We start from the raw sequence: 26,124 nt of genomic DNA on the forward strand, positions 1-26,124 counted from the left end.
CCTTGCGCGGGCAAGCCTTGCACGGCGGCGGGAGCGAGGCAATCCGCACGTCGGCTCGTGTTCGGCAAAAGCCCCCGCATCCACAGGCCAAGACCGTCGCCCTTGCCGGCCGTTCGCGGTAAGCTCCGGCGGTTTCGGGAGGAGAGCATGATGCGCAAGGAAAAACCGGCGGACAGCCCGGATGCCTATGTCGCGGCCCTCGACGGCTGGCGACGCGAGACCGTCGAGACGCTGCGCGCCGCCGTCCTTGCCGCAGGAGCGCTGGAGGAGCGCATCAAGTGGGGTCACATCGTGTGCTTTTCCAACGGCCCGGTGCTGTTGATCCGCGCCGAGGCGGCCCGCGTGCTCTTCGGCTTCTGGCGCGGCAAGCGGCTGCGCGAGATCGAGCCGCGGCTGAAACCCGGCGGCAAATACGAGCTGGCGACGATGGTCTACGTCGAGGGAGATCCTGTGGATGCGGCGGTCGCCGAACGGCTTGCGAGCGAGGCGGTGCACTTGAACGCCGAGATCGGTGATCCGACGAGGAGTTCCTAGAACAGTTCCAGCCGAAGCGAAATCGCTTCAGCGTCGGATAATGGTTCTAGATGAGTTGTGGGCCGCCCCTCTTCTCCGAGCTGTCTTGTAGCACCGCCATCTCTCCTCCGTCATCCTCGGGCTTGACCCGAGGATCCTGTGTGTTTGGTCTGATGTAAGATGGTTGCGGGAAGGAGGCCGAGAGGATCCAGGCCGCCGTTTGTGACGGCAGGCCGCGACATGGCTTGGTCCCTTCCCGCTTCGCCCATCAACCTGAACAGTTGCACGGGGCTGTCGCCACAGACCCCGCACACAGGAGCAGGCGCCATGACGATACACCATACCTTCATCGGCTGCGACATCGGCAAGGACATGATCGACATCTTCGATCCGAAAACGGCCAGGTTCTGCCGCATCCCCAACGAGCAGACCGCGCTGTCCGCTTTTGCCCGTGGTCTCGACCCGGCCACCGACCTGGTCGTCTTCGAGGCGACAGGTCATTGCGACCGGCTGCTGCGCCTGTGTCTTTCGCAGGCCGGCATCGCCTTTGCCCGCGTCAACCCGAAGACGGCCCGGCGCTTTGCCGAAGCGCGGGGACGGCTGGCCAAGACCGACCGCATCGATGCCCGCTCGCTTTGCGAGATGGGAACCATGTTCGGCCTGACGGCCGAGGCGCCGCCTTGCCCGGTGCGCGAGCGGCTGGCGGCCCTTGCCCGCCGCCGGGACCAGCTCGTCGATGCCCGTGCAACCGAGCGCCGGCATCTTTGCGATGCCTTCGATCCCGCCGTCCGCGCCGACATCGAGGCCATGATCGCCATCCTCGGCGAGAGGATCGCCTCGATCCAGGCTGCGATCGACGAGCAGATGAAGAATGGACATCTCGCTCAGCAGGCGCACCGCCTTACCTCCGCGCCCGGCGTGGGCAAGGTGACAGCCTTGACCCTGCTGGCCCATATGCCCGAACTCGGCAGCCTTTCGCCCAAAACAGCCGCAAGCCTTGCCGGCCTTGCCCCCTTCAATGACGATTCCGGTAGGAGATCCGGCCGCCGCCGCATCAAGGGCGGCAGGCCAAGGGTGCGAAAGGCCCTCTACATGGCGGCCCTCGGCGCCATCAAGGCCTCAGCGCGCCTGCGCGCCTTCCATCAGGCCGTCTCAGCCAGAACAGGCTCCGCAAAGGCCGGCATCATCGCCGTCGCAAGAAAGCTCATCACGATCCTCAATGCAATGCAGCGCGACAAAACTAACTTCGCTTGAACACAGTTGCCATGCTACGAACTCAAGCTATGCCGCGGGACGTGGGGATCCTCGGGTCAAGCCCGAGGATGACGGAGGAGAGGTGTGTGCCCTGATTCCATAAACAAAAAAGCCCCGCGGCCTCTCGGTCGCAGGGCTCGTTTCATCTCACCGTCGCCTCAGCTGTCGAGGAACGAGCGCAGCTTGCGCGAGCGGCTCGGGTGCTTCAGCTTGCGCAGCGCCTTCGCCTCGATCTGGCGGATACGTTCGCGCGTCACCGAGAACTGCTGGCCGACTTCCTCCAGCGTGTGGTCGGTGTTCATGCCGATGCCGAAGCGCATGCGCAGCACGCGTTCCTCGCGCGGCGTCAGCGAGGCCAGCACGCGGGTCGTCGTCTCGCGCAGGTTCGCCTGGATGGCGGCGTCGATCGGCAGCAGCGCGTTCTTGTCCTCGATGAAATCGCCGAGGTGGCTGTCTTCCTCGTCGCCCACGGGCGTTTCAAGCGAGATCGGCTCCTTGGCGATCTTCAGCACCTTGCGCACCTTTTCGAGTGGCATGGCGAGCTTTTCGGCCAGTTCTTCCGGCGTCGGCTCGCGGCCGATCTCGTGCAACATCTGGCGCGAGGTGCGCACGATCTTGTTGATCGTCTCGATCATGTGCACCGGAATGCGGATCGTGCGGGCCTGGTCGGCGATCGAGCGGGTTATCGCCTGGCGGATCCACCACGTCGCGTAGGTCGAGAACTTGTAGCCGCGGCGATACTCGAACTTGTCCACCGCCTTCATCAGGCCGATATTGCCTTCCTGGATGAGGTCCAGGAACTGCAGGCCGCGGTTCGTGTACTTCTTGGCGATCGAGATCACGAGACGGAGGTTGGCTTCCACCATCTCCTTCTTGGCGATGCGCGCCTCGCGCTCGCCCTTCTGCACCATGTGCACGATGCGACGGAATTCCGAGATGGAGATGCCGGTCTCGGTGGCGAGATTCTGGATCTCCTGACGGATGTCGCGGATCGTCGTGTTCTCGCTCTTGGCGAATTCCTTCCAGCCGCGGGCCGCAAGGTTGGCGATCGACTTCATCCAGTTCGGATCGAGCTCCGCGCCGTTATACTGTTCGAGGAACGAGTCGCGCTTGACGCCGTAGCTCTCGGCAAGGCGCAAGAGGCGGCCCTCGTTCTGCACGAGGCGCTTGTTGATGTCGTAGAGCTGCTCGACGAGGCTGTCGACGCGGTTCTGGTTGAGCGACAGCGACTTGACGGCGGTGATCAGCTCGTCCTTGAGCTCCTTGTAGCGGCGCTCCTGGGCGGGCGAGAGCGTGCCGGTCGCCTGCAGACGGGCTTCCACCTGCTGGTCCTGCAGCTTGCGCAGCTTCTTGTAGGTCTCGGCGATCGTGTCGAGGGTCTCCATGACCTGCGGGCGCAGCTCCGCTTCCATGGCGGCGAGCGAGAGGTTCGACTCGTCGTCGTCCTCTTCCTCCTCCTCCGGCGGCAGGCCTTCGCCGCCGACATTGGTGATGTCGTCGTCGTTAGCGGCGCGCGGCTTGCGGGTCTTTTCCTTCTCCTCGGCCGCCTTGCGGTCGGCCTCGATCTTCTCCGGCGACTGGAACTGCGGGGCAGCCTTCGCCTCGGGGCCGGAATAGGTCGTCTCGAGATCGATGATCTCGCGCAGGAGGGTCTGGCCTTCGTTGAGTTCATCCCGCCAGATGATGATGGCCTGGAACGTCAGCGGGCTCTCACAGAGACCGGCGATCATCGTCTCGCGGCCGGCCTCGATGCGCTTGGCGATGGCGATTTCGCCCTCGCGCGACAGAAGCTCGACGGAGCCCATCTCGCGCAGGTACATGCGCACCGGGTCGTCCGTGCGGTCGGTCGGCTCCTTCTTCTTGGCGGTCGCAAGCGCGGTGCCGCCGGAAGCGGCCAGCTCCCCGCCTTCGCCCTCGTTGTCGTCGTCGCCGCCGTCTTCCTCGCCGCCCTGGGCCGCCTCTTCGGCGTCCTCGTCCTCGATGACGTTGATGCCCATGTCGGAGAGCATGGCCATCGTGTCCTCGATCTGCTCCGAGGTCACTTCCTCGGACGGCAGGACCGAATTCAGCTCGTCCATGGTGACATAGCCGCGCTTCTTGGCGGCCTTGATCATCTTCTTGACGGCATCGTCGGAAAGATCGAGAAGAGGGCCGTCGGATGCGCCTTCGCGTTCGTTTTCGACTTCCTCGTTCTCTTTGACCTTTGTCGCCATTTATTTCGTCGCTTTCCTGAGCATCAGTTTCCAAGCGGTTAGGGGCTCCGCGCCGATCGCCTTCCGGCGTCGTTAGCGCGAATCAGCGTCCCTGACCTAACGGATTGACAATTAAATCCCGATTAACCACATCCCGGCCCTCGGGCGTGTGGCGATGTTGCCGAAGCAACACAATTGACATGACTTCCCGATCCGCCGTACCCATTCCTTCTCAGCCAACAATGGTGATTCCCAGAATTTTCGGTTACGTCAAGCTTTTCCGGCAAAAAAGCCGGAAAAGGTTCCGATTCGGGTTCGCGGACAGGAAAGTCGGCGGATCCGGGCGATTATCCCTCATGTAGGCGCCCTTCAGAAAAAGACAAGGGCCGCCAATCGCCCGGAAATCAATGTCTTGCGCCGACCGATTCGCCCTCCCGGTCAAAAAGAGCGCCCGTCGACCTTGTTGATCGTCAGGGCCTCCAGATCGATCGCCGGAATACAGCGCAGATTGACCGCCGCCATCCTGTTTCCTTTCGGGTCGCTTCCCTCGCCATAGGGCGCGATGCCGCACTTGGCGCAGAAATGATGCTGGATGACATGACGGTTGAAGGTGTAGGTCGAGACATCCTCCTTCGGCGTGGTCAGGCGCAGGTTTTCCGCGGGCACGAAGGCGAGCAGGCCGCCGCGCCGGCGGCACATCGAACAATTGCAGTCGAGCCCGCTATCGAACTCGCCCTCCACCTCGAAGGCGACGGCGCCGCAGTGACAGCTTCCCTCGTATTTCATGTCCAGACCTCCTGTTAATTCCAGTCCATGACGACCTTGCCGGAATTGCCCGAGCGCATCGCCTCGAAGCCGTCACGGAATTCATCGATCCTGATGCGATGGGTGATGATCGGCGCAAGATCGAGCCCGCCCTGCACGAAGGCGATCATCTTGTACCAGGTCTCGAACATCTCGCGGCCATAGATGCCCTTCAGCGTCAGCATCTTGAAGATCACCTTGTTCCAGTCGATGCCGAAACCGTCGGGCGCGATGCCGAGGATGGCGATCTTGCCGCCATTGTTCATCGTGTCGATCATCGAGCGGAAGGCCGGCGGCGCGCCGGACATTTCCAGGCCGACATCGAAGCCCTCCGTCATGCCGATCTCGGTCATCACCTGCGAAAGGTCCTCCTTCGAGGCGTCGACGACATGATCGATGCCGACCTTGCGGGCGAGATCGAGGCGGACGGGATTGATATCGGTGATCACGACCTTCCGCGCGCCGGAGCGCTTTGCCACCATCGCCCCCATGATGCCGATCGGCCCGGCACCGGTGACGAGCACGTCCTCGCCGACGAGGTCGAAGGACAGCGCGGTGTGCACGGCGTTGCCGAACGGGTCGAAGATCGCCGCCACCTCGTCGGGAACATCATCCGGGATCGGCACCACATTGTGCTCGGGAATGCAGACGAATTCTCCGAACGAACCCGGCCGGTTGACGCCGACGCCCTTGGTATAGTGGCAGAGGTGCCCCCGGCCGGCGCGGCAATTGCGGCACTTGCCGCAGACGATGTGCCCCTCGCCCGAGACCCGCTCGCCGACATGGTACTTGGTGACGGCCGAGCCGATCTCGGCGATCTCGCCGACGAATTCGTGGCCGACGACCATCGGCACGGGGATCGTCTTCTGCGCCCACTGGTCCCAGTTCCAGATATGCACGTCCGTGCCGCAGATCGCCGATTTCTTCACCCGGATCAGCACGTCGTTCGGGCCGACCTCCGGCACCGGAACATTTTCCATCCACAGGCCGACTTCAGGTTTTGCTTTAACCAGCGCACGCATCATGTTCGACATGACGAAATCTCCGCAAGGGATTCAGACGATTCTCTAAATGACGCCCAGTTCACGCCCGACTTCGGCAAAGACCTCGATCGCCTTGCGAACGTCCGCCTCGCCATGCGCCGCCGACATCTGGGTGCGGATGCGCGCCTGGCCGCGCGGCACGACAGGGAAGGAAAAGCCGATGACGTAGACGCCCTTCGCCAGCATGCGCGAGGCCATTTCCTGCGCGAGGCTCGCATCGCCCAGCATGACCGGGATGATCGGATGCCCCTCGCCCGCAAGCGTGAAGCCGAGCTTCGTCATCTCGGCGCGGAAGAGATCGGCATTGGCATAGAGGCGCTCGCGCAGCGCATCGCCATTGTCGATGAGATCGAACACCTTGAGCGAGGCGGCCGCGATGACCGGCGCCAGCGTGTTGGAGAAGAGGTAGGGCCGCGAGCGCTGGCGCAGCCACTCCACGACCTCCCGCCGGCCGGACGTATAGCCGCCGGAAGCCCCGCCCAGCGCCTTGCCGAGCGTGCCGGTGATGATGTCCACCCGCCCCTCCACGCCGCAATGCTCGGCCGAGCCGCGGCCATGTTTTCCCACGAAGCCGACGGCATGGCTGTCGTCCACCATGACCATCGCGCCGTATTTTTCCGCAAGGTCGCAGACGCCCTGAAGGTTGGCGATGATGCCGTCCATCGAGAAGACGCCGTCCGTGGCGATCATCTTGAAGCGCGCGCCTTCCGCCTTCTTCAGCTCCTCCTCCAGGCTCGCCATGTCGTTGTTGGCATAGCGGAAGCGCTTCGCCTTGGAGAGCCGCACGCCGTCGATGATCGAGGCGTGGTTCAGCGCGTCAGAGATGATGGCGTCCTCCTCGGAGAGCAGGGTCTCGAAGAGGCCGCCATTGGCGTCGAAGCAGGATGAATAGAGGATGGTGTCCTCCAGCCCGAGGAAGGACGAGATGCGCGCCTCCAGCTCTTTGTGCTCCTCCTGCGTGCCGCAGATGAAGCGCACCGAGGCCATGCCGTAGCCGTAGCGGTCGAGCGCCTGCTTGCCGGCCTCGGCCAGGTCCGCGTTGTCGGCAAGGCCGAGATAATTGTTGGCGCAGAAGTTCAGCACGCGCTCGCCCGAGGCGACGGCGATCTCGCCGGCCTGCTTGGAGGTGATCACGCGCTCCGACTTGTAGAGGCCTGCGGATTTGAGGCCGTCGATTTCGGACTGGAGATGGGCGATGAAGGCGGAGGTCATGGGCACGCACTCGCGGAAATGATGGAAAGGTTCAGGCGGCGACGGCTCAGGCCGCGCTCGCCGCATAGGCGCCGATCAGTTTCTCGTAGTCCTCCATCGGCGGGAACTTTTCATAGCTGTGCGCGGCCGGCGTCTGCGCCCAGGCGAGCTTTTCGCTCGTATAGGTCTCGATGAACGGGCTGTACCAGCCGGTCTCGTCCAGCATGGTCGGCCGCACATTGACGAAGAAATCGAACCCGGCGGGCCGGGTGAACATCCAGGTCATGCAATCCGGGCAGAAATGATGGCCGGCCTCCGCGCTCGCCCCGGCGACGACGGGCTCGCCCGCGATGACGGCAAAGCCCTCCGCCGGGATCGCCGCGCTCAACGAATAGGCGCTGCCCGACATGCGCTGGCAGCCGGTGCAATGGCAGGCCATGGTGAGCATCGGCGGCGCGCTGATGCGGATTTTCACGCGCCCGCAGCGGCAGACGCCGTCGAGCGGCAGGCTCGGTCTTTTCATGGGCACGGCTCCCCTTCCGTTAAACGCCGGCTTGTCGTTCTGATCATGGTGCCGGCGAAGTGCTCCACTGCGATAGTTCTAGCGCAGCGGAAAGCGACGTAAAGGGTTGCGCCGCTCTTTTCGCCGTTTCAGGACCGTTCGCAGGCGATCAGCAGGAACATCGGCCGGTTGAGCTCCACCTGCCATTCCGGATGTGCCGCAAGCTGCGCTTCGCTCGGCCGCCATTCCTCGACATGGCGGATGGAAAAGCCGGCGGCGATCAAGGCATTGAGGGTCGTGCCGAGCGTACGGTGGTGCTTGACGACGCCCTTGGCGAGCCAGTCCGTCGTGCGCGGGCCTTCGACGAGATAACCGTCGACCGGCCAGACAGTCCGGCCGTCTATCTCCGACCAATCCGGCCGGGACGGCGCCATGTAGAGCGGATGCTCGATGGTGAAGACGAAGGAGGCGCCCGGCACCAGCGCGGCATGGACGGTGCGCACCAGCCGGTCGAAATCCGCGATATAGTGGAAGGCGAGCGAGCTGTAGGCGAAATCGAAGGCTCCGGCCGGCAATTCCAGCCGGTCGAGATCGGCGATCTCGTAGCGGACGGCGGGAGACGCCGTCTCCGCCCGGGCGCGGGCGATCATGTTCTCCGAGAGGTCGAGGCCGAGCACGCTTTCCGCCCCCGCCTCCGCCGCGTGGCGCGCGAACCAGCCGAAACCGCAGCCGAGATCGACGATGCGCTTGCCCGCCAGGTCCGGCAGCAGCGCGCGCACCGCCTCCCACTCCGCCGCGCCCGCAAGGCCATGCACCGAACGGGGAAGACTGGAATAGCCCTCGAAGAAGGCGGGCTGGTCGTAGATGTTCTGGGCCATGGCGATCCTTTCGCACCGGAGATAGCGCCTTTTTGCGAAAGGACAAAGTCGTGCATTGCCTTAGCCCCGACGGCCGCAGGGTTGACAGGACAGCGCTTGCCCTGTCCGGTGGCGGCGCGAAAGGATTTGGGCCATGACGATACTGGAAAGATTCTCCCAGAAGGGCCGCGTGGCGCTCGTCACCGGCGGCGGCCGAGGCCTGGGTTTCGAGATCGCCAAGGCGCTGGCCGAGGCCGGCGCCCATGTGGTGGTCACGGGCCGCACGGCCGCGACGCTCGACCGGGCGGTCGAGAGGATCGCGGCAGCCGGCGGCAGCGCCGCCGCGGCAGCCTTCGACATCGCCGACCGGACCGCCCAGCGCGCCGTGCTCGCCGGGATCGAACAGGCGCACGGCCGGCTCGACGTGCTCGTCAACAATGTCGGCGCCCGCGACCGCCGGCCGCTGTCGGAGATGGACGACGCAGCGATCGACGAATTGATCCGCACCGACCTTTCCGCCGCCGCGAGCCTCTCGCGGGACGCCGCCGCGCTGATGAAGCGCAACGGCCACGGGCGGCTGATCGCCATCACCTCGATCGGCGGGCATGTGGCCATGCCGAACGACGGCATCTACCCCGCCGCCAAGCACGGCCTCACCGGCCTCATGCGCAGCATGGCCGTCGAATACACCCCGCACGGCATCACCAGCAACGCCATCGCCCCCGGCTGGTTCGCGACGGAAACCAACGCGGCGCTTGCCGCCGACGAGGGCCTGATGCCCTTCGTGCGCCAGCGCATCCCCGTCCAGCGCTGGGCCCGCGCCGACGAGATCGCCGGCGCCGCCCTGTTCCTCGCCAGCGACGCGGCGTCCTTCGTCAACGGCCATGTGCTGGTGGTCGACGGCGGCATGACCGTCCGCATGTAGCGGCCGGGCCTGCGCCTCATCCGGCTTGCCGCGCCGCGGCCGCCTCCAGCGGCGCGATGTCGAGCTTGACCATCTGGAGCATCGCCTCCGTCACGCGCTTGACCTTCGCCTGGTCCGGGTCGCTCATCAGTTCCCCGAGCCGCGTCGGCGCGATCTGCCAGGAGAGGCCCCAGCGGTCCCTCAGCCAGCCGCACTGCTCCACCGAACCGCCGTCCCGCAGCGCATCCCACAGCCGGTCGAGGTCGCCCTGCGTCTCGCATTCGACCATGATGGAGAAGCTGTGGTTGAACGGGTCGAGCGGGCCGGCCTCGATCGCCATGTAGCGCTGGTCGCCGAGCGTGAAGCTGGCGATCTTCACGCTGCCCGGCGGTCCGCTCGGCGTTTCGGCCGGAAGCGACGAGACCCAATGGACCGAGGAACCGGGAACGAGCGACGTGTAGAAGCCGATCGCGGCCTCCATGTCCTTCTCGAACCAGAGATGCTGCGTAACCTTCATCGGACTGTCCTCCTTGCTTGAACCCACACAAGGACGAGGAGGACCGGAACGTTCCGACAGCGGCACTAAAAAATCAGCCGCTGAATTCGTCGATGACGGCGAGGAAGGCATCGCCGAACCGGTCGCGCTTGGAAACGCCGATGCCGGGAATGTCCAGCAGCTCCTCCCGGTCGCGCGGACGTTCCCTGGCAAGCGCGATCAGCGTCGTGTCCGGGAAGACGACATAGGGCGGCACGTCGAGGTCCTTGGCGATGGACAGCCGCTCGGCGCGCAGCAGCTCGAAGAGCTCGCGGTCGGAGCCCGCAAGGTTGGAGCGTTCGCGGGCGGCAGGAGAGCCGCCGGCCTTGCCCTTGCGCCCCGCCTGCGGGCGATCCTTGCGTAGGAGGACCTGCCGCTCGTGGCGGAAGACGGCGCGCGCCTCGGGCTCCAGCTTCAGCGCGCCATAGGCGGCGTGGTCGACGCTGATGAGGCCGGCCGCCAGAAGCTGCCGGAAGATCGACTGCCAGACGCGCCCGGCAATGTCCTTGCCCGCCCCGAAGACCGGCATGGAGGTGTGGCCGAAGCGCTCGGTCTTCTCGTTGACCGCGCCCACCAGGACGTCGATGACATGGGCGGCGCCGAAGCGCTCGCCGGTGCGGTAGACGGCGGCGAGCGCCTTGATCGCCGCCTCCGTGCCGTCCCAGGTCTCGACCGGGTTGCGGCAGGTATCGCAATTGCCGCAATGGCCGGAATGGCTTTCGCCGAAATGCGCCAGGATGGCCTTGCGCCGGCAGCCGGCCGTCTCGCAGATGGCGAGCAGCGCCGTCAGCTTGGCGCGCTCGATGCGCTTGACCTCCTCGGACGCCCCGCCCTCGTCGATCATCTTGCGGCGCTGCACGACGTCGGCCATGCCATAGGCCATCCAGACCTCGGAGGGCAGGCCGTCGCGCCCGGCGCGCCCCGTCTCCTGGTAATAGGCCTCCACCGAGCCCGGCAGGTCGAGATGGGCGACATAGCGCACATCCGGCTTGTCGATGCCCATGCCGAAGGCGACCGTCGCGACGAGGCAGAGGTTCTCCTCCTTCAGGAAGGCATCCTGGTTGGCGTCGCGCACCGCGCGGTCGAACCCGGCATGGTAGGGCAGCGCGCGAACGCCCTGCGCGTTCAGCCAGTCGGCCGTGTCCTCCACCTTGGCGCGCGACAGGCAGTAGACGATGCCGCTCTCGCCCTGGTGGCGCGAGAGGAAGCGCAGCAATTGCTGGCGCGCCTGGTCGCGCTCGGCGATCTCGTAGGAAATGTTCGGCCGGTCGAAGCTGGTCGTGAAGACCGCCGCGTCCTGAAGGCCGAGCCGCTCGATGATGTCGCCGCGGGTGTGCGGATCGGCGGTCGCCGTCAGCGCGACGCGCGGCACGCCGGGATAGCGCTCGCCGAGAACGCCGAGCGCCCGGTATTCCGGCCGGAAATCATGACCCCATTGCGAGACGCAATGCGCCTCGTCGATGGCGAAGAGCGCGATGCGCGCATCGGCGACGAGCTCGGCAAAGCCTTCCGTGACGATGCGTTCGGGCGTGACGTAGAGGAGATCGAGCTCGCCCGCGCGCATGGCATCGCGCACGGCGAAGAATTCCTCGCGCGTCAGGGAAGAATTCAGCGCGGCGGCCCTGACGCCGAGTTGCTTCAGCGCCTCCACCTGGTCGCGCATCAGCGCGATCAGCGGCGAGATGACGATGCCGACGCCCTCGCGGCAGAGCGCCGGGATCTGGAAGCAGAGCGACTTGCCGGCACCGGTCGGGAACAGCACGACGGCGTCCCCGCCGCCGACCACATGCTCGACCACCGCCTGCTGCTTGCCGCGGAAGGCATCATAGCCGTAGACGCGCTTGAGCACGTCGAGCGGATCGTCCGTCGGCGCATCGAACAGGGCGGCAAGGGGGGCGGAAGGTCGGGCTTCGATCATCATCTGCACTTTCGTTCCCCCCATTCTGACCAAGCGGGCGTGGTTCGGCAACCGCCCGCGCGCCGACGTCCACCGCTCAATAATGTTCTTGATTTGTTCCGATTTCAAGATAAGGTTGCAAAAAACCGACATGGGAGAGGCAGGAATGGATGTCTATGCAACCCTCGGCACATCGGACGCCGCGGCCACCACGCCCTTTTACGATGCCGTCCTCGCGACGATCGGCTGGGCCGTGCGGGCGGATTATCCGGGATTGCGCGGCTACACCAGAGGCGGCGGCGCCGACGGCTTCATCCTCTGGCTGTGCACGCCCTTCGACGGCGCGCCGGCAAGCCCCGGCAACGGCACCATGATCGGCTTTCCCGCCGCCTCGCATGACGAGGTGGGGGCCTTCCATGCGGCCGCCCTCGCCCATGGCGGAACGGACGAAGGCGCGCCCGGCCCGCGCCCGCATTACGGCCCCAACTGGTATTCCGCCTATGTCCGCGATCCGGTCGGCAACAAGCTTGCCATCGTCTACGACGAATGAAGGCCGGGGCGGCGGCTACTTGCCCGCCGGCCCCTTCACGCGGCCGGAGAGCACGCCGAAGCCCTCGATGATGGCTTCCTGGTTCTCCAGGCGCACGGTCTCCATCTGCACCTCCTGCAGCGCGCGCAGGATTTGGGGAACCCGTTCGCCGTCGCCCTCCTCGGTCGCAACGGCAAGCTCGCGCTCCAGCTCGCGGCGCTGCCAGAGCAGGGCGCGGGTGCGCTTGTGCAGGGCGAGCGCCTGGAGGAAGCCCTCGCGGGCATCCTCGGGCGCGGCCTCCGCCGTCGCGGTCCACAGGCGGGAGTTGCGGATCTGCTGGTCGAGCCCGCGCAGCAGCGTGTCGAAGCCTGCCGCCTCCAGTTCCTCGACCAGCCGGTCGCGTTCCAGCCGGGCGCCGACGGAGCCGGCAATGCCGAGCAGCGCCGACCAGAGCCGCTGCAGGTCGCGGTTCTCGTATTCGATGATGGCGATCTCGTCATAATCGCTGAAGAGGAGGCCCGGATGGTTGACGACGGTGAGCGCCAGCACGCTTTCGCGCAGCGCCGGCAGCTCCTGCGCGCCACGCACCAGCGCCGAGCGCGCCAGCCGGTCGGAAATGCCCGAGGAGACGGACGTGCCCTGCGGCGCGCCGCTTCCGAGGCGTTGCCCCGCACGGCCTCTGCCGGCGACAAAGCCGCCCTGCCGTTGCGCGGGGCGGAAGAAGGCGTTCAGCCGGTCGCGCATGTTCTGCTGGTAGTGGCGGCGCACATCCTCGTCGGCGATCACGCCGGTGACCTGGCGCAGGCGCGCCTCGAGCGCCGCCCGGCTTTCCGGCGTCTCGAAACTCACACCCTGCACCTCGCGGCTCCAGATCATCTCGGCGAGCGGCCGGGCGCCTGCCATCACCTTGTCGAAGGGCGCGCGGCCCTCCTGGCGCACGAGGTCGTCCGGGTCCTTGCCGTCGGGCAGCAGCGCGAAGCGCACGGTGCGCTCCGGCTTGATGAAGGGCAGCGCGAGGTCGGCGGCGCGGTTCGCCGCGCGAATGCCCGCGCCATCGCCATCGAAGCACAGCACCGGCTCCGGCGTCATCTTCCACAACAGGTCGAGCTGGTTTTCCGTGAGCGCCGTGCCGAGCGGCGCGACGGCATTCTCGATGCCGGCCTGGTGAAGCGCGATCACGTCCATATAGCCTTCGACGGCGATCACCGTGCCGGCGGTCTTCTCGTCCTGTCCGGCCCGGCTCGCGCCCTGCGCGGCCTTGCGGGCGCGGGCATGGTTGTAGAGTACGTTGCCCTTGTGGAAGAGCTCGGTCTCGTTGGAATTGAGGTATTTTGCCGGCGCATCCGGCGACATGGCGCGCCCGCCGAAGGCGATGACCTTCTCGCGCACCGAGAGGATCGGGAACATGATGCGGTCGCGGAAGCGGTCGTAGGAGACCGGGATGTCCGGCCCGTGCACGACGAGGCCGCAAGCCTCGATCGCCTCCTTCGGCACGCCCTTGCCGGCAAGGAACTCCTTCAGCGCATTGCGGCTTTCCGGCGCATAGCCGAGCCGGAAGGTCTCGATGGTGCGCCCCGTCAGGCCGCGGTCGCGCAGGTAGGCGCGGGCCTTCGCACCGGCCGGCGTCTGGAGCTGGTCCTCGAAGAAGCGGGCGGCCATCTCCATGACCTCGACGAGGCCGGTGCGCTCCTTCTCGCGCTGCTCGGCCTCGCGGTCGGGCTGCGGCATGGCGACGCCCGCCATGTCGGCGATCTGCTGCACGGCCTCCGGGAAGGACAGGCCGTCGAGATCGGTGAGGAAGCGGAAATGGTCGCCGGAGACGCCGCAGCCGAAACAATGGTAGCGGCCCTTGCGGTCCTCGCAGTGGAAGCTCGGCGACTTCTCGCCATGGAACGGGCAGCAGGCCCAGTAGTCGCCGCGCGACACATTGGTCTTGCGACGATCCCAGGTCACGCGTTTGCCGATCACCTCCGAAATGGAGACGCGGTCGCGGATCTCGTCTAGGAAGGCATTGGAAAAGCGCATGGGTCCCTCGGTCGAGGTCCATATAACCATGCGCGGCGCCTACCGCCAGCGATAGTCGCCTGCCCACAGCAATTCACAGGCACCGTCAGAAACCCATGTCCGGCGCATAGAAGCAGCGCGGCGTATCCTCGGTCGGGTATAGACAGAGATGGTACTCGCCGTCCTGCGAGCGGCGCGTCATGTCCTGCGGCATGAGGAAGATATGGCTGCGGGTGGCGAGGCGATGGTCGCCGGGCGCCAGCGTCACCCGGTAGCCGCCGGCGATGATGCGCACGGTGGTGGCGGGAATCATCTGGCAGTCACCGTTATGGCTGTTGCCGTTGCAGCAGAAGGCCTAGTACTGCCAGCCGCTCGCCGCGTCATGCGCAACGGCCGGCCCCGCAACAAGGAGCGGCGCGAGGGAAAGAAGGAACGTCAGACGCATCGGCTCGGCCTCCTTGGACGGCCACCGGGGCATTCAACGCAAAACATATCCGGCGGCATCGCATGCACTTCGCCGGGGCGAGCCGATGGGCGGTCACCGCCGCATCGTCGGGCTCCTGTTGACCGATACAACGGCATTCGGCGCGTTTGGTTCCCGCCGATTGCCCGGCATGCGTGCCGCGACGAAACCCACCCGCCGAACAGAAAGGGCGGCCGAAGCCGCCCCTCGTCCGGATAATGTCGTTGCCGGCCTACTTCAGGAGGTCCTTCACCACGCCGGAAGCCTTGGCGAAATCCATCTGGCCGGGATAGCGCTCCTTGAGCACGGCCATGACCTTGCCCATGTCGCGCAGGCCCTGCGCGCCGATTTCGGCGATGGCCGCGGCGATGAGGTCCTTCATCTTGTCCTCGGCGATCTGCTCGGGCAGGAAGCTCTCGATGACCTTGATTTCCTCGCGCTCCTGCGCGGCGAGTTCCGGCCGGCCGTTCTCGGAGAAGATCTTGGCCGATTCCTCGCGCTGCTTGATCATCTTGGCGAGGATCTGCAGCAGTTCGTCGTTCTCGACCGGCCCCTTGCCGACACCGCGGTTGGCGATGTCGCAGTCCTTCAGCTTGGCCTGGATCAGGCGCAGCGTGGACACACGGCAGGCATCCTTGGCCTTGAGTGCATCCTTGAGGGCATTTGCGATCGTATCGCGCATCATTTTCTCCATTGGAAGCCGCCGGCGCCGGATGCGCGGCTGGGCTTCGATCATCGTTCGATTGTGCATGCTCATAGACCGGCAAAGGGCCTGCCGGCAAACGGATTGCGCAAGCGATTGAATCTCAACGCTTTATAATTCCACGCAATCCACAGGCAACGGTTGACCCCGTCATCCGCTTTGTCTATTTTCCGGCACCTGCACGAAAATCGGCAATCAGGGCGAACCAACGCGGGCTTCCGCGCGCCTTTGCCTGCGATCTTAAATGGTGCCCGGTCCATCGGCTTTCAAGCCCGGGGCCAGGCGCCGGAAACGGGATGAACATGACCTCGACCCCCGCATGGACCACTGAAAAGCCGACCGCCCTGCTCGTTCTCGCCGACGGCACCGTCATCGAAGGCAAGGGTATCGGCGCCACCGGCAAGGTGACCGCAGAAGTCTGCTTCAACACGGCGCTGACCGGCTACCAGGAAATCCTGACCGACCCGTCCTATCTCGGCCAGATCGTCACCTTCACCTTCCCGCATATCGGCAATATCGGCGCCAATGACGAGGACATCGAGGACCTGACGCCCGCCGCCCGCCACGGCGCCGTCGGCACGATCTTCAAGGCCGACATCACCGATCCTTCCAACTACCGCGCCGCCAGGCATCTCGACGGCTGGCTGAAGGCCCGCGGCATCATCGGCCTTTCCGGCATCGACACGCGCGCGCTCACCGCGTGGATCCGCGAGAACGGCGCACCGAACGCGGTGATCGCCCACGACCCGAACGGCGTCTTCGACATCGAGACGCTGAAGGCGGAGGCGAAGGCCTGGAGCGGCCTCGTCGGCCTCGATCTCGCCAAGGTCGCCTCCTCCGGCCAGTCCTCGCGCTGGAGCGAGAAGCCCTGGGTGTGGAACGAAGGCTACGAGGACCTCGCCGAGGGCGACGTGAAGTACCACATCGTTGCGCTCGACTACGGCGTCAAGCGCAACATCCTGCGCCTCTTCAGCGGCCTTGGCTGCAAGGTCACCGTCATGCCGGCAACCTCCAGCGCCGACGACGTGCTGGCGCTGAAGCCGGACGGCATCTTCCTCTCCAACGGCCCGGGCGATCCGGCGGCGACCGGCGAATATGCCGTGCCGGTCATCAAGACGCTGATCGACACGGGCATCCCGATCTTCGGCATCTGCCTCGGCCACCAGATGCTGGGCCTTGCCGTCGGCGCCACGACCGAGAAGATGCACCAGGGCCATCACGGCGCCAACCACCCGGTGAAGGACCACACGACCGGCAAGGTGGAGATCGTCTCGATGAACCACGGCTTTGCCGTCGCCTCCGCCTCCCTGCCCGACGGCGTGGAAGAGACCCACATCTCGCTGTTCGACGGCACGAATTGCGGCCTGCGCCTTGCCGGCAAGCCGGTTTTCTCCGTACAGCACCATCCGGAGGCCTCGCCAGGCCCGCAGGACAGCCACTACCTCTTCCGCCGCTTCATCAACCTGGTGCGCGAGAAGAAGGGCGAAGAGGCCATCCCCGAACGGGTGTAAGCCGTCGCCGATACCTCTCCCCCGTCATGGTCGGGCTTGACTCGGCCATCCACGCCCCACCCGTGACTTGGTTCATCGGGTCGAGCCCGAGGATGATGGAGTGCTTGGAGCGATGTTTGCCGCCAAACTGAAGCCCCGGATATGGTCCGGGGCTTTTCTTTTTCCGAATGAAGCCATTCCGTCGGGGAAGCATCCTGTGCGCAGTAGAGCAGCAGGTCGTCATAATCGTTTCAATCCACGCTCCCGGAAGCAAGCGACCAAGAGGCTCAGGCGAGCCGATCGCCGCCGCGCTGCTTCACCAGCCGGTAGAATCGCCAGTTGAGCAGCACGGACGCCGCCGCGAGGCCGGCGAGGAAGCCGAACCAGACGCCGATGCCGCCGAAGCCGGCCGGGAAGGCGAAGAACCAGGCGGCAAGGAAACCGATCGGCCAGTAGGAGATGACGGCCATGATCATCGGGATGCGCGTGTCCTTGAGGCCGCGCAGCAGGCCGGCGGCGATCGCCTGCAGGCCGTCGACGAGCTGGAAGATGCCGGCGATCACCACGAAGGGGCCGGCGATCGCCAGAACGGCAGCGGAATCCTTGCCGGCCTTGTCGAGGAAGATCGAGGCGAGCGTCGTCGGGACGAGGGCGAAGAGGATGCCGCCGGCGACCGCGATGATCGCGGCGATGATCAGCACCGCCCAGGCGGCGCGCACGACGCCGAGATGATCGCCGCGCCCATGCGCCACGCCGACGCGCACCGTGCCGGCCTGCGCCAGGCCGAGCGGGATCATGAAGGCGATGGAGGCAAGCTGCAGCGCGATGCCGTGGGCGGCCAGCTCCAGCGTGCCGATATTGCCCATCAACAGCGAGGCGCCGGTGAAGAGGCTGACTTCCGCCAGCATGGTCAGGCCGATCGGCAGGCCGAGATGGACGACCTCGCGGAAGGCCGGCCAGTCCGGCCGCCAGAAGCGCACGAAGAGCTCGTAGCGGCGCATTTCCGGGCGGGACTGGATATAGGCCGTCAGCAGCACGAAGCTCAGCAGGTTGACGCCGAGCGAGACGATGGCCGCCCCCTCGATGCCCATGGCCGGGAAGCCGAAACGGCCCAGCACCAGCGCATAGGCGAAGAAGGCGTTGACGGTCAGGATGACGATCGTGACGTAAAGCACGATGCCGGCCCGGCCATGCGCGCTGACGAGGCCGCGCAGCGTCATGAAGAGCAGCCCCGGCGCCATGCCCCATTGGGCGATCTTCAGGTAGCTGCCGGCCAGCGCCGCCACTTCCGGCTTCTGGCCGGCATAGAGCAGGATGCTTTCGGCATTGTAGAAGAGCGGCACCATCAGCATGGAATAGAGCAGCACCACCCACATGCCCATGCGCACCGCACGGCGCACGGAAACCGCATCGCCGCGGCCATAGGCCTGCGCCACCATGGGCATGACGGCATTGGCAAAACCCGAGCCGAGGATGAAGATCGTGAAGAAGAACTGGCTCGACAGAACGATCGCCGCCAGATGCGCGGCGCCGAGGCGGCCGAGGATGACCACGTCCGTCGTGTGAATGCCGAGCTGGGCGAGCTGCGCGCCGATCAACGGCACGCCGAGGGTGAAGGTCGCCCGGAAATGGGCGCCCCAGCGGTTGTCCTCGCGGTGCGGTGCCATGTGCATGATACTTCTCACTTTCGCATCGCTTCGGATCACAAGTTCCCGCCGCGATCAATCGAATAGATTTGATGCTTTCATCAAAAACGCCGGAATCCGGCTCCGTGCGGCGCTCGCGGGCGGAATTTTCGTCCGGATTTCCCGTTTTGAAAGCGCTTCAGGCCCTTTCCGCCGCCAGATTCCCGCTCGGACCCGCTCCGGCACCACGCAGCTTCACGACGAAGATCACGAGGCCGATGAAGAGCATCACGGCCGCGAGCGCGAAAGGCGCGCCGGCAAAGACGACCGGCGCGGCCGGCCCCGTGAAATGGCTGAATACCTGGGTGAAGATCAACGGACCGATGATCGTCGTGATGCTGGAAACGCTCGTCAGCGCCCCCTGCAATTCGCCCTGCGCGGAAGGCGGAACGCGGGCCGAGGCGATGGAGCGCAGCGGCGGATCGGCCAGGCTTTCGAGCGCCGTCAGCACGATCACCGCATAGATCATCCAGCCGTGGACGGAGGCGGCGTAACCGGCAAGGCCGAGCACGGCGAAGGCGAGGCCGACGACGGCCGTGCGGAACTCGCCGAGCCTCGGCACGACGCGCGGCAGCACGAAGGCCATGACGATCGCCCCGCCGACCCCGAAGACGCCGAGCGACAGGCCGATCTGCCCCTCACTCCAGCCGTAGCGCAGCGCCGAGACGAAGGACCAGACGGAAGGATAGACGGCATGCGCCAGCCAGTAACAGAAGAAGACGAGGCCGACCCACAGGACGCCCGGATAGTTGCGCATCTGGAGGAGCGCGCCGAGCGGATTGGCACGGGCAAGCTCGAAGCGGCGGCGGTGGGCCGTCTCCAGGCTTTCCGGCAGGAGGAAACAGGCCGCGACGAAATTGAGGAAGGCGAGCACCGCCGCCCCGTAGAACGGGATGCGCGGGCCGAACTCGCCGAGCAGCCCGCCGATGACGGGGCCGAGCGCGAAGCCGGTGCCGAAGGCGATGCCCATCAGCCCGAAATTCTTCGCCCGCGTCTCGTCCGTGGAGACATCGGCGATATAGGCGGCGGCCGTGCCGAAGCTGGCGCCGCTGATGCCCGCCAGCACCCGGCCGACGAACAGCATCCAGTAGCTGGTCGCCAGCGCGCAGATGAGGTTGTCGATGGCGAAGGTGAGGATGCAGGCGAGCAGCACCGGCCGCCGGCCGAAGCGATCGGAGAGATTGCCGATGAAGGGCGCGAAGAGGAACTGCATGCCGGCATAGACGAGCAGCAGCCAGCCGCCGTCGATCGCCGCCTGGCTGATATCGTCACCCGTCAGCTCGCGCAGATAGGTCGGCAGCACCGGCATGATGATGGCGATGCCGATCACGTCGAGGAACATGATCATGAAGACGAGAAGGAGCCCGCGCCGGGTGGACCTGGCATCGATCATGGCTTCACCCCTGGTAAGGATAGCGCCCGGCACGCGTGGGCGAAATGTCAGGCGAAGACTTCTATTTCACTTTTTACCGTGAAACAATCCGTGAACATTGCAATTTTTTTGATGAATTAGTCGCGATCCGCTGATGAAAGGCCTCATTCCGGCCAGGGATGCGCCTTCACGAAATCGACGAAGGCCCGCAGCGGCGCGGGCATCAGGGTGCGGCTCGGATAGTAGAGGAAGGGGCCGGAGAAGGTCTGGATCCAGTCGGGCATGACGACCTGCAGCGCACCGGAGGCAAGGGCCGGCGCCAGGAATTCCTCGAAGGTGCAAACGATGCCGAGGCCCGCCGCGGCGGCATGCTGCTCCACCTCGTTCGATTCGGAGATCAGGCAGGCCGGCGGCATCAGCGAAACCTTCTCCTCGCCCCGCTCGAAGGCCCAGGGCAGCACATGGCCGCTGGCGAAACGGTGCAGGATGCAGCGGTGCCGCATCAGGTCGCGCGGATGTTCCGGCGCCCCGTGCGCCTCGATATAGGCGGGCGCCGCGGCCACGACGAAGCGCTGCCGGCGCGGGCCGATCGGCACGGCGATCATGTCCTGGTGCAGCGCCTCCTCATAGCGGATGCCGGCGTCGAAACCCTCCGCCAGCACATCCACCAGCGCATCGTTGGACGCGACCTCCAGCGTGATGCCGGGATAGGCCTTGAGGAAGGGCGTGGCGATCGGCGGCAGCACGAAGCGCGCGACGATGCCGGGCACGTTTAGCCGGAGGCGGCCGACCGGCCGGTCGCGCAGGCTGTTCACCCCGTCGATCGCCGCCTCGACCTCGGCCAGCGCCGGCGCCAGCCGCTCCAGGAGGCGCGCACCGGCATCCGTCAGCGTCACGCTGCGCGTCGTGCGGTTGAAAAGGCGAAGATCGAGCCGCCCCTCCAGCCGCCGCATCGCCTCCGACAGCGCCGAGGCGGAGACGCCGCGCAGCTTGGCGGCGGCGCGGAAGCTCTTCACCCGGGCGATGGTGACGAAGGCATCGAGATCGGCAAGGGGAATCTGGCTCATTGTTCGAAAAACCGCACGGCTTGTTCGGGATGGATCGGATTATCGCACAACGGCGATGGCGGTAAAAGAGCATCGACCGAAAGGCAGCGAACAGGAGAAACCCCATGAAGACCATCACCCTCGGCAAGACCGGCCCCGTCGTTTCCACCATCGGGCTCGGCTGCATGGGCATGTCCGGCATGTATGGCCCCGCCGACCGGGCGGAAAGCATCGCCACCATCCATGCCGCGCTCGACGCCGGCATCACCCTTCTCGATACCGGCGATTTCTACGGCATGGGCCACAACGAGATGCTGATCGCCGAAGCGCTGAAGGAGCGCCGCCGCGAGGACCTGCTGCTCAGCGTGAAGTTCGGCGCGCTGCGCGGGCCGGACGGCGCCTGGAGCGGCTACGATTCCCGCCCCGCGGCGATCCGCAACTTCCTCGCCTACTCCCTGCAAAGGCTCGGCACCGACCATATCGACATCTACCGCCCCTCCCGTCTCGACCCGGCTGTGCCGATCGAGGAGACGATCGGCGCGCTCGCCGACCTCGTGAAGGCCGGCTACATCCGCCATATCGGGCTTTCCGAAGTGGGCTCGGAAACGATCCGCCGGGCGGCGGCCGTCCATCCGATCGTCGATCTCCAGATCGAATATTCGCTGATCTCGCGCGGCATCGAGGACGATATCCTGCCGACCTGCCGGGCGCTCGGCATCGCGGTCACCGCCTATGGCGTGCTGTCGCGCGGCCTGATCAGCGGTCATTGGCAGAAGGGCGAAACGGCAGGCGGCGATTTCCGCACGCTGAGCCCGCGGTTCCAGGAGGGCAACATCGACCGGAACCTGGCGCTCGTCGAGGCCCTGCGCCGTGTCGCGGAGGAGAAGGGCGCCACCGTCGCCCAGCTCGCCATCGCCTGGGTCGCCGCGCAGGGCGCCGATATCGTGCCGCTTGTCGGCGCCCGGCGGCGCGATCGCCTGGCCGAGGCGCTGGCTGCGCAGCAGGTCGTGCTCACCGAGGCCGATCTCGCCGCGATCGAAGCCGCCATGCCGAAGGATGCCGCCGCGGGCGAGCGCTACCCGGCCGCCATGCTGGCGCATATGGACAGTGAAAAGCGGGCCTGAGGCCATGGGACGGGCTGCGGCTGCGGCCGGCAGCCCGTTCCCGCTCCAATCCTGCCCGCTTCGGGCGCGACGGGCGGGAGCCGTCAGCGAATTGTCAGCTTCCTCATGAGAGAAATGCGCGAGATGGGGGCCGCTTGTCATTCGCCGGTAACGGCGCAGGGCGAGATATGTCCTCCGCATGTCAGCGTTCGAGGACCGGCAATGTCATTCCGCTCAGTTCAGGGCCGCTCAGCTCAGCGCCGCTTTCCCGCCGCAAGGCCCGCCTTCGGCAGCCTGACGGTCAGCCTTGCGACCGGCCTCTATCTCTTCCTTGTCACCAGCCGCGATTTCTGGATGGAGAGCTGGGCCCTGCTCGGCGCCCGCCCCGGCACGCTCGCGCTGGTGACGGGCGGCTTCCTTTGCCTCTTCATCGTCACCTGCGTCGCCGTCTCCTGGAAACGGGTGATGAAGCCGCTCTTCGCGGCGCTCCTTCTTCTCGCGGCCGCGGCGGCCTGGTTCATGGACGAGGACGGCGTCTTCCGGCCGCAAGCCTCCGTCCAGCCGCTCTCCCTTGCCGTCCACATGCTGGTCTTCGGCGGCCTGCCGGCTGCCCTACTCCTCTGGGTGAAGGTGGTGCACCGGCCGTTCTTCTGGCAGCTGCGCGGTAACCTGGCGATCGCCGTGCCGATGCTCGCGGTCGCGCTCGCCATCGCCCTGACGCACGCGACCAAATATGCCCTAATCGTCGAGGAAGACCTGAAGCTCGCCGACGGCGGCAATGCCGCCGGCGCTTCGATCATACGTCGCCCTTGAACGTGTCGCAGGCATCGACCCGGCCGGTGTCGAAGCCGCGCTTGAACCAGCGGCGACGCTGCTCGGACGTGCCGTGGTTGAAGCTTTCCGGCACGACATAGCCCTGCATGCGCTTCTGCAGCGTGTCGTCGCCGATCTGGGTGGCGGCATTCAGCGCCTCCTCCAGGTCGCCGCGCTCCAGAAGGCCCTTCTGCTCGGTGTACTTGCCCCAGATGCCGGCATAGCAATCGGCCTGAAGCTCGACGCGGATCGACATCTGGTTGGCCTCCACCTCGCTCATGCGCTGGCGCTGCTGGTTGAAGCGCGGCAGCACGCCGGTGAGGTTCTGCACATGGTGGCCGACCTCATGGGCGACGACATAGGCCTGCGCGAAGTCGCCGGACGCGTCGAACTTGCCTGCCAGCTCGTCGAAGAAGCTCATGTCGAGATAGACCTTGCGGTCGCCCGGGCAGTAGAACGGGCCGGAGGCCGCCGATGCAAAGCCGCAGGCCGACTGCACGGAGCCCGAGAAGAGCACCATCTTCGGCTCCTCGTAGCGCTCGCCGGCCGACTGGAAGATGCCGTTCCAGGTATCCTCCGTCTCGGCGAGAACGGTCGCCATGAAGGCCTTGGTCTCCTCCTCCTGCGGGGAGGTGCGGCGGCTTGCGCTTTCGGTCTGCTCGAAGCCCGGCATGCTGACCTGCCCGCCGCCCTCGCCCATCACCTGCAGGAGATCGATGCCCATCGCCTTGAAGACGAAATAGATGACGACGAGGAAGATGATGGTGCCGATGCTCATGCCGCCGCCGGCGCGGCGTCCCGTGCCCATCGGGATGCGGAAGCCGCCATTGCCGCGGCCGAACGGGTTGCTGCCTCCCGCCGAGCGACCGGCTCCGCGCTGGTCCTCGATATTGCTCGACTGGCGACGACCTTTCCATTCCATGGCGCATTTCCCCGAATTGATTGCCGACGAACGCTCACCGCATGAATTCGTTCCTCAGCAACGACTTATAGGGCCTGCCGCGCCGCCATGCAAAACGAAAAGCGGAGCCTCAGCGCCGCCGGAAAACCGCCTCGAAACGCTCCGTCCAGCCGGCCTGGCGCGCCGCAAGGGCCCCGGCCGCAACGAAAAGCGCGCTGACGACGGCCGCCGCAAGCACGCTCGCAAAGCCCGAGGCGCCGTCGAAGATCATCGCGCCCATCACCCGGTTCGGCACCAGCGTGAAAAGCCCGGCAACGACGATGCCGCCGAAATACATGCCGGCGACATGGGCGCGGTGCGCGCGGATATCGCGGCGGCGCGCGGCGCGGATCGCAAGGGCGCTGCCGGCGATGACATAGACGGAGAGCAGGTGGATCGGGCTGAAATCGCCGACCGTCTTCAGGTCGTGGATGAAGAAGGTCGAAAAACTCGTCAGCACCATCAGGAGCAGCCAGACCTTGCCGAGGCGGCGATGGGCAGGCGTGCCCTTGGGGCGGGCGAGCAGCACGGCCCCCAGCACCGCCGCCGGCAGGACGGTGGCGACATGGAACTTTACGGCAAAGGGGGCGGCGAGAAGCGGCTCGAGGGTCATGGCGGGCTCCGGGACGGTTGAATTCGCCATCGTCTTCCGCCATTGATCGGGCCGCCTCAAACGCTTTGGCCCGAACGGACGGAAAACTTCGTGGAACGCCCCCTCCTGCAATCCGCGCTTCGTGAACTGCAGGTCTTCCTCAGTGCCCCGCGCTTCTGGGCGACCTTCGGCGCGGTCGTGCTGATCTTCTGGGTGACCGGTCCCTATGGCACGGCGGAACGGCTGGCGAGCGTGCCGCGGCTCGGCTTCTGGCTCGTGGTGCACGCCGTCGCCTGGGCCATCGCCGTTCTCGCCATCGTCACCGTCAACACGCTTTTCCGGCAGAGGGTGCCGGGCCTCCTCGCCCGCATGGCGCTCGGCACGCTGGTGGCCGGCGTGCCGGTGGGGCTGGCCACGGAGGCGATCAGCCTGATGACCTTCGGCGGCACGCCCACCCCGGCAAGGATCGCCGAAAGCATCGCCACGGGGCTTCTCCTCTCGGCGCTGTTCTGCGCGCTCACCTTCATGACGATGGGCAGCAAGCAGGCCGAGGTGCTGTCCACCGCGCCGTCGCCGGCCGCGGCTTCGGAAAACCGGGCCGAAATCCCCCTGCTGAGCCGTCTCAGGCCGGAGAACCGCGGCCCCATCCTGCACATGACGGTCGCCGACCACTATACGCAGGTGACGACGAGCCGCGGCCGCGAGCTGATTCTGCTGCGCTTTTCCGATGCGCTGGCCGAATGCGGCGATACGCCGGGCCTCAGGGTGCACCGCTCGCATTTCGTGGCCGACGCCCATGTCGACAAGCTGCTGCGCACGGAGGGCCGGCTGGCGATCCTCCTGAAGGACGGGCAGGAAGTGCCGGTCAGCCGCAGCCGCGTCGAAGCGGTGCGCGCCCGCTGGGGGTAAATTTTCGCGTGTCTGTCGGATCGCCGTCCCGTCCTGCGTCTCTAGATATCAGGCCATCAAACCATCGGGAGAAGATCCATGCGAAAGATCATTGTCGGCGCCTTCGTCAGCCTCGACGGCGTCATGCAGGCGCCGGGCGGACCGGAGGAGGACCCGGTCGGCGGCTTCAGGTTCGGCGGCTGGGTCGCCCCGTTCTTCGACGAGACGGCCGGTGCGACGATCGATGAACTTTTCGCAAAACCCTTCGACCTTCTGCTCGGCCGCAAGACCTACGACATCTTTGCCGCTCACTGGCCCTATGCCGGTGCCGATGATCCGATCGGGCCGCTCTTCGATCGCATCAACAAATATGTCGCGACCCGAAACCCGGCCTTCAGGACCACCTGGCAAAACAGCCATGTGCTCGGCCCGGACGCACTTGCCGCCGTCAAGGCGCTGAAGAGCGAGGACGGGCCGGACCTCCTGACGCAGGGGTCGACCGACTTTCTCAAGGCGCTGTTCGAGAATGATCTCGTCGACGAGATCAACGTCTTCACCTTCCCGGTCATTCTCGGCAAGGGCAAGCGGCTGTTCGGCGACGCATCCTTCCCGCGGGCCCTGACGCTGGTGAATTCGCGCGCCAGCGAGAACGGCATCGTCATCAGCAAATATGCCCGCGCCGGCGAGGTGACGACGGGCTCCTTCGAGTTCGACACGCCGACGGATGCCGAGCTGGAGCGTCGCCGCAACCTGACGTAAAGACGGAGCGGCCTTGACCGGCCGCGCCGTTGCGGCTCCTATCTC

The 26,124-nt window shown here is 66.1% G+C and carries 24 protein-coding genes and 1 pseudogene; 9 read left to right on the forward strand and 16 right to left on the reverse strand.

The window, feature by feature from the left end; translation table 11 throughout:
• The first annotated feature begins 150 nt into the window (after nucleotides 1-150).
• On the forward strand, nucleotides 151-534 hold the full coding sequence (locus WMC41_RS13660) for a DUF1801 domain-containing protein (RefSeq protein WP_432343956.1): 384 nt from the start codon (nucleotides 151-153) through the stop codon (nucleotides 532-534).
• Between the two features lie 306 nt (nucleotides 535-840).
• Entirely contained in the window at nucleotides 841-1,767 is a 927-nt protein-coding gene (locus WMC41_RS13665; protein WP_432343682.1) for an IS110 family transposase, read from the forward strand.
• 158 nt (nucleotides 1,768-1,925) lie between these two features.
• On the opposite strand, the gene rpoD is transcribed toward WMC41_RS13665, so the two are convergent.
• The 6 genes from rpoD to WMC41_RS13695 all read right to left on the reverse strand — a co-directional run bounded on the left by rpoD (nucleotide 1,926) and on the right by WMC41_RS13695 (nucleotide 8,377).
• Nucleotides 1,926-3,980 (reverse strand): RNA polymerase sigma factor RpoD, encoded by a 2,055-nt coding sequence (gene rpoD / locus WMC41_RS13670; RefSeq protein WP_244766950.1) that lies wholly within the window; start codon nucleotides 3,978-3,980, stop codon nucleotides 1,926-1,928.
• A gap of 417 nt (nucleotides 3,981-4,397) precedes the next feature.
• Nucleotides 4,398-4,745, reverse strand: a complete 348-nt coding sequence (locus WMC41_RS13675) for a GFA family protein (RefSeq protein WP_272806026.1) — start codon at nucleotides 4,743-4,745, stop codon at nucleotides 4,398-4,400.
• A 14-nt stretch (nucleotides 4,746-4,759) separates the two neighbouring features.
• The gene (gene tdh, locus WMC41_RS13680; protein ID WP_432343960.1) at nucleotides 4,760-5,797 is read right to left on the reverse strand and encodes an L-threonine 3-dehydrogenase; all 1,038 of its coding nucleotides are present in this window, start codon (nucleotides 5,795-5,797) and stop codon (nucleotides 4,760-4,762) included.
• A 33-nt stretch (nucleotides 5,798-5,830) separates the two neighbouring features.
• Nucleotides 5,831-7,018, reverse strand: coding sequence for a glycine C-acetyltransferase (locus WMC41_RS13685; RefSeq protein WP_272806028.1), 1,188 nt, complete (start codon nucleotides 7,016-7,018; stop codon nucleotides 5,831-5,833).
• A 46-nt stretch (nucleotides 7,019-7,064) separates the two neighbouring features.
• The gene (locus WMC41_RS13690) at nucleotides 7,065-7,520 is read right to left on the reverse strand and encodes a GFA family protein (RefSeq protein WP_432343963.1); all 456 of its coding nucleotides are present in this window, start codon (nucleotides 7,518-7,520) and stop codon (nucleotides 7,065-7,067) included.
• Between the two features lie 128 nt (nucleotides 7,521-7,648).
• The gene (locus WMC41_RS13695; protein WP_432343966.1) at nucleotides 7,649-8,377 is read right to left on the reverse strand and encodes a class I SAM-dependent methyltransferase; all 729 of its coding nucleotides are present in this window, start codon (nucleotides 8,375-8,377) and stop codon (nucleotides 7,649-7,651) included.
• Nucleotides 8,378-8,510: 133 nt separating this feature from the next.
• Here WMC41_RS13695 and WMC41_RS13700 point away from each other — a divergent pair, with 133 nt between their 5' ends.
• The gene (locus tag WMC41_RS13700) at nucleotides 8,511-9,281 is read left to right on the forward strand and encodes an SDR family oxidoreductase (RefSeq protein WP_432343969.1); all 771 of its coding nucleotides are present in this window, start codon (nucleotides 8,511-8,513) and stop codon (nucleotides 9,279-9,281) included.
• A 16-nt stretch (nucleotides 9,282-9,297) separates the two neighbouring features.
• Here WMC41_RS13700 and WMC41_RS13705 read toward each other — a convergent pair whose 3' ends face one another.
• Nucleotides 9,298-9,777, reverse strand: coding sequence for a VOC family protein (locus WMC41_RS13705; protein ID WP_244766957.1), 480 nt, complete (start codon nucleotides 9,775-9,777; stop codon nucleotides 9,298-9,300).
• Between the two features lie 73 nt (nucleotides 9,778-9,850).
• Nucleotides 9,851-11,713 carry a DNA helicase RecQ gene (gene recQ, locus WMC41_RS13710; protein WP_432348340.1) on the reverse strand — a complete coding sequence of 621 codons (1,863 nt, stop codon included), beginning with the start codon at nucleotides 11,711-11,713 and terminating at the stop codon, nucleotides 9,851-9,853.
• A 145-nt stretch (nucleotides 11,714-11,858) separates the two neighbouring features.
• Between recQ and WMC41_RS13715 the strand changes: the two genes are divergently transcribed.
• Complete coding sequence (locus WMC41_RS13715) at nucleotides 11,859-12,242, forward strand: VOC family protein (RefSeq protein ID WP_432343972.1); 384 nt, start codon at nucleotides 11,859-11,861, stop codon at nucleotides 12,240-12,242.
• 15 nt (nucleotides 12,243-12,257) lie between these two features.
• Here WMC41_RS13715 and dnaG read toward each other — a convergent pair whose 3' ends face one another.
• From dnaG to WMC41_RS13730, 3 genes and pseudogenes are all read right to left on the reverse strand, one after another.
• The gene (dnaG, locus tag WMC41_RS13720) at nucleotides 12,258-14,246 is read right to left on the reverse strand and encodes a DNA primase (protein WP_272806033.1); all 1,989 of its coding nucleotides are present in this window, start codon (nucleotides 14,244-14,246) and stop codon (nucleotides 12,258-12,260) included.
• A gap of 85 nt (nucleotides 14,247-14,331) precedes the next feature.
• Nucleotides 14,332-14,670: pseudogene (locus WMC41_RS13725) on the reverse strand (hypothetical protein).
• Nucleotides 14,671-14,920: 250 nt separating this feature from the next.
• Nucleotides 14,921-15,370 carry a GatB/YqeY domain-containing protein gene (locus tag WMC41_RS13730; RefSeq protein WP_244766961.1) on the reverse strand — a complete coding sequence of 150 codons (450 nt, stop codon included), beginning with the start codon at nucleotides 15,368-15,370 and terminating at the stop codon, nucleotides 14,921-14,923.
• Between the two features lie 323 nt (nucleotides 15,371-15,693).
• On the opposite strand from WMC41_RS13730, the gene carA reads away from it, so the two are divergent.
• Entirely contained in the window at nucleotides 15,694-16,902 is a 1,209-nt protein-coding gene (gene carA, locus WMC41_RS13735; protein ID WP_432343976.1) for a glutamine-hydrolyzing carbamoyl-phosphate synthase small subunit, read from the forward strand.
• A gap of 266 nt (nucleotides 16,903-17,168) precedes the next feature.
• Here the strand turns inward: carA and WMC41_RS13740 are convergent, their stop codons facing one another.
• The 3 genes from WMC41_RS13740 to WMC41_RS13750 form a co-directional block, all read right to left on the reverse strand.
• The gene (locus tag WMC41_RS13740; RefSeq protein ID WP_272806035.1) at nucleotides 17,169-18,554 is read right to left on the reverse strand and encodes an MATE family efflux transporter; all 1,386 of its coding nucleotides are present in this window, start codon (nucleotides 18,552-18,554) and stop codon (nucleotides 17,169-17,171) included.
• A gap of 151 nt (nucleotides 18,555-18,705) precedes the next feature.
• Nucleotides 18,706-19,959, reverse strand: coding sequence for a TCR/Tet family MFS transporter (locus WMC41_RS13745; RefSeq protein WP_244766964.1), 1,254 nt, complete (start codon nucleotides 19,957-19,959; stop codon nucleotides 18,706-18,708).
• 143 nt (nucleotides 19,960-20,102) lie between these two features.
• Nucleotides 20,103-21,005 carry a LysR family transcriptional regulator gene (locus WMC41_RS13750; RefSeq protein ID WP_244766965.1) on the reverse strand — a complete coding sequence of 301 codons (903 nt, stop codon included), beginning with the start codon at nucleotides 21,003-21,005 and terminating at the stop codon, nucleotides 20,103-20,105.
• A 104-nt stretch (nucleotides 21,006-21,109) separates the two neighbouring features.
• On the opposite strand from WMC41_RS13750, the gene WMC41_RS13755 reads away from it, so the two are divergent.
• Both WMC41_RS13755 and WMC41_RS13760 read left to right on the forward strand, forming a co-directional pair.
• On the forward strand, nucleotides 21,110-22,108 hold the full coding sequence (locus WMC41_RS13755) for an aldo/keto reductase (RefSeq protein WP_432343981.1): 999 nt from the start codon (nucleotides 21,110-21,112) through the stop codon (nucleotides 22,106-22,108).
• 201 nt (nucleotides 22,109-22,309) lie between these two features.
• Nucleotides 22,310-22,900, forward strand: a complete 591-nt coding sequence (locus WMC41_RS13760) for a phosphoethanolamine transferase domain-containing protein (RefSeq protein WP_432343984.1) — start codon at nucleotides 22,310-22,312, stop codon at nucleotides 22,898-22,900.
• Here WMC41_RS13760 and ypfJ read toward each other — a convergent pair.
• Nucleotides 22,884-23,822: a KPN_02809 family neutral zinc metallopeptidase gene (ypfJ, locus tag WMC41_RS13765; protein WP_244766968.1), complete on the reverse strand. Its 939-nt coding sequence runs from the start codon at nucleotides 23,820-23,822 to the stop codon at nucleotides 22,884-22,886. The two genes, WMC41_RS13760 and ypfJ, sit on opposite strands and share 17 nt — an antisense overlap.
• Before the next feature lie 109 nt (nucleotides 23,823-23,931).
• Complete coding sequence (locus tag WMC41_RS13770; protein ID WP_288081399.1) at nucleotides 23,932-24,453, reverse strand: DUF2306 domain-containing protein; 522 nt, start codon at nucleotides 24,451-24,453, stop codon at nucleotides 23,932-23,934.
• 90 nt (nucleotides 24,454-24,543) lie between these two features.
• Here WMC41_RS13770 and WMC41_RS13775 point away from each other — a divergent pair, with 90 nt between their 5' ends.
• On the forward strand, nucleotides 24,544-25,341 hold the full coding sequence (locus tag WMC41_RS13775; RefSeq protein ID WP_432343989.1) for a LytTR family DNA-binding domain-containing protein: 798 nt from the start codon (nucleotides 24,544-24,546) through the stop codon (nucleotides 25,339-25,341).
• Nucleotides 25,342-25,419: 78 nt separating this feature from the next.
• Nucleotides 25,420-26,079 (forward strand): dihydrofolate reductase family protein, encoded by a 660-nt coding sequence (locus WMC41_RS13780; RefSeq protein WP_244766971.1) that lies wholly within the window; start codon nucleotides 25,420-25,422, stop codon nucleotides 26,077-26,079.
• Nucleotides 26,080-26,124 lie beyond the last annotated feature (45 nt).

It is taken from the genome of Shinella yambaruensis (assembly GCF_050859155.1).
In the GTDB taxonomy this organism is placed as follows: domain Bacteria; phylum Pseudomonadota; class Alphaproteobacteria; order Rhizobiales; family Rhizobiaceae; genus Shinella; species Shinella yambaruensis.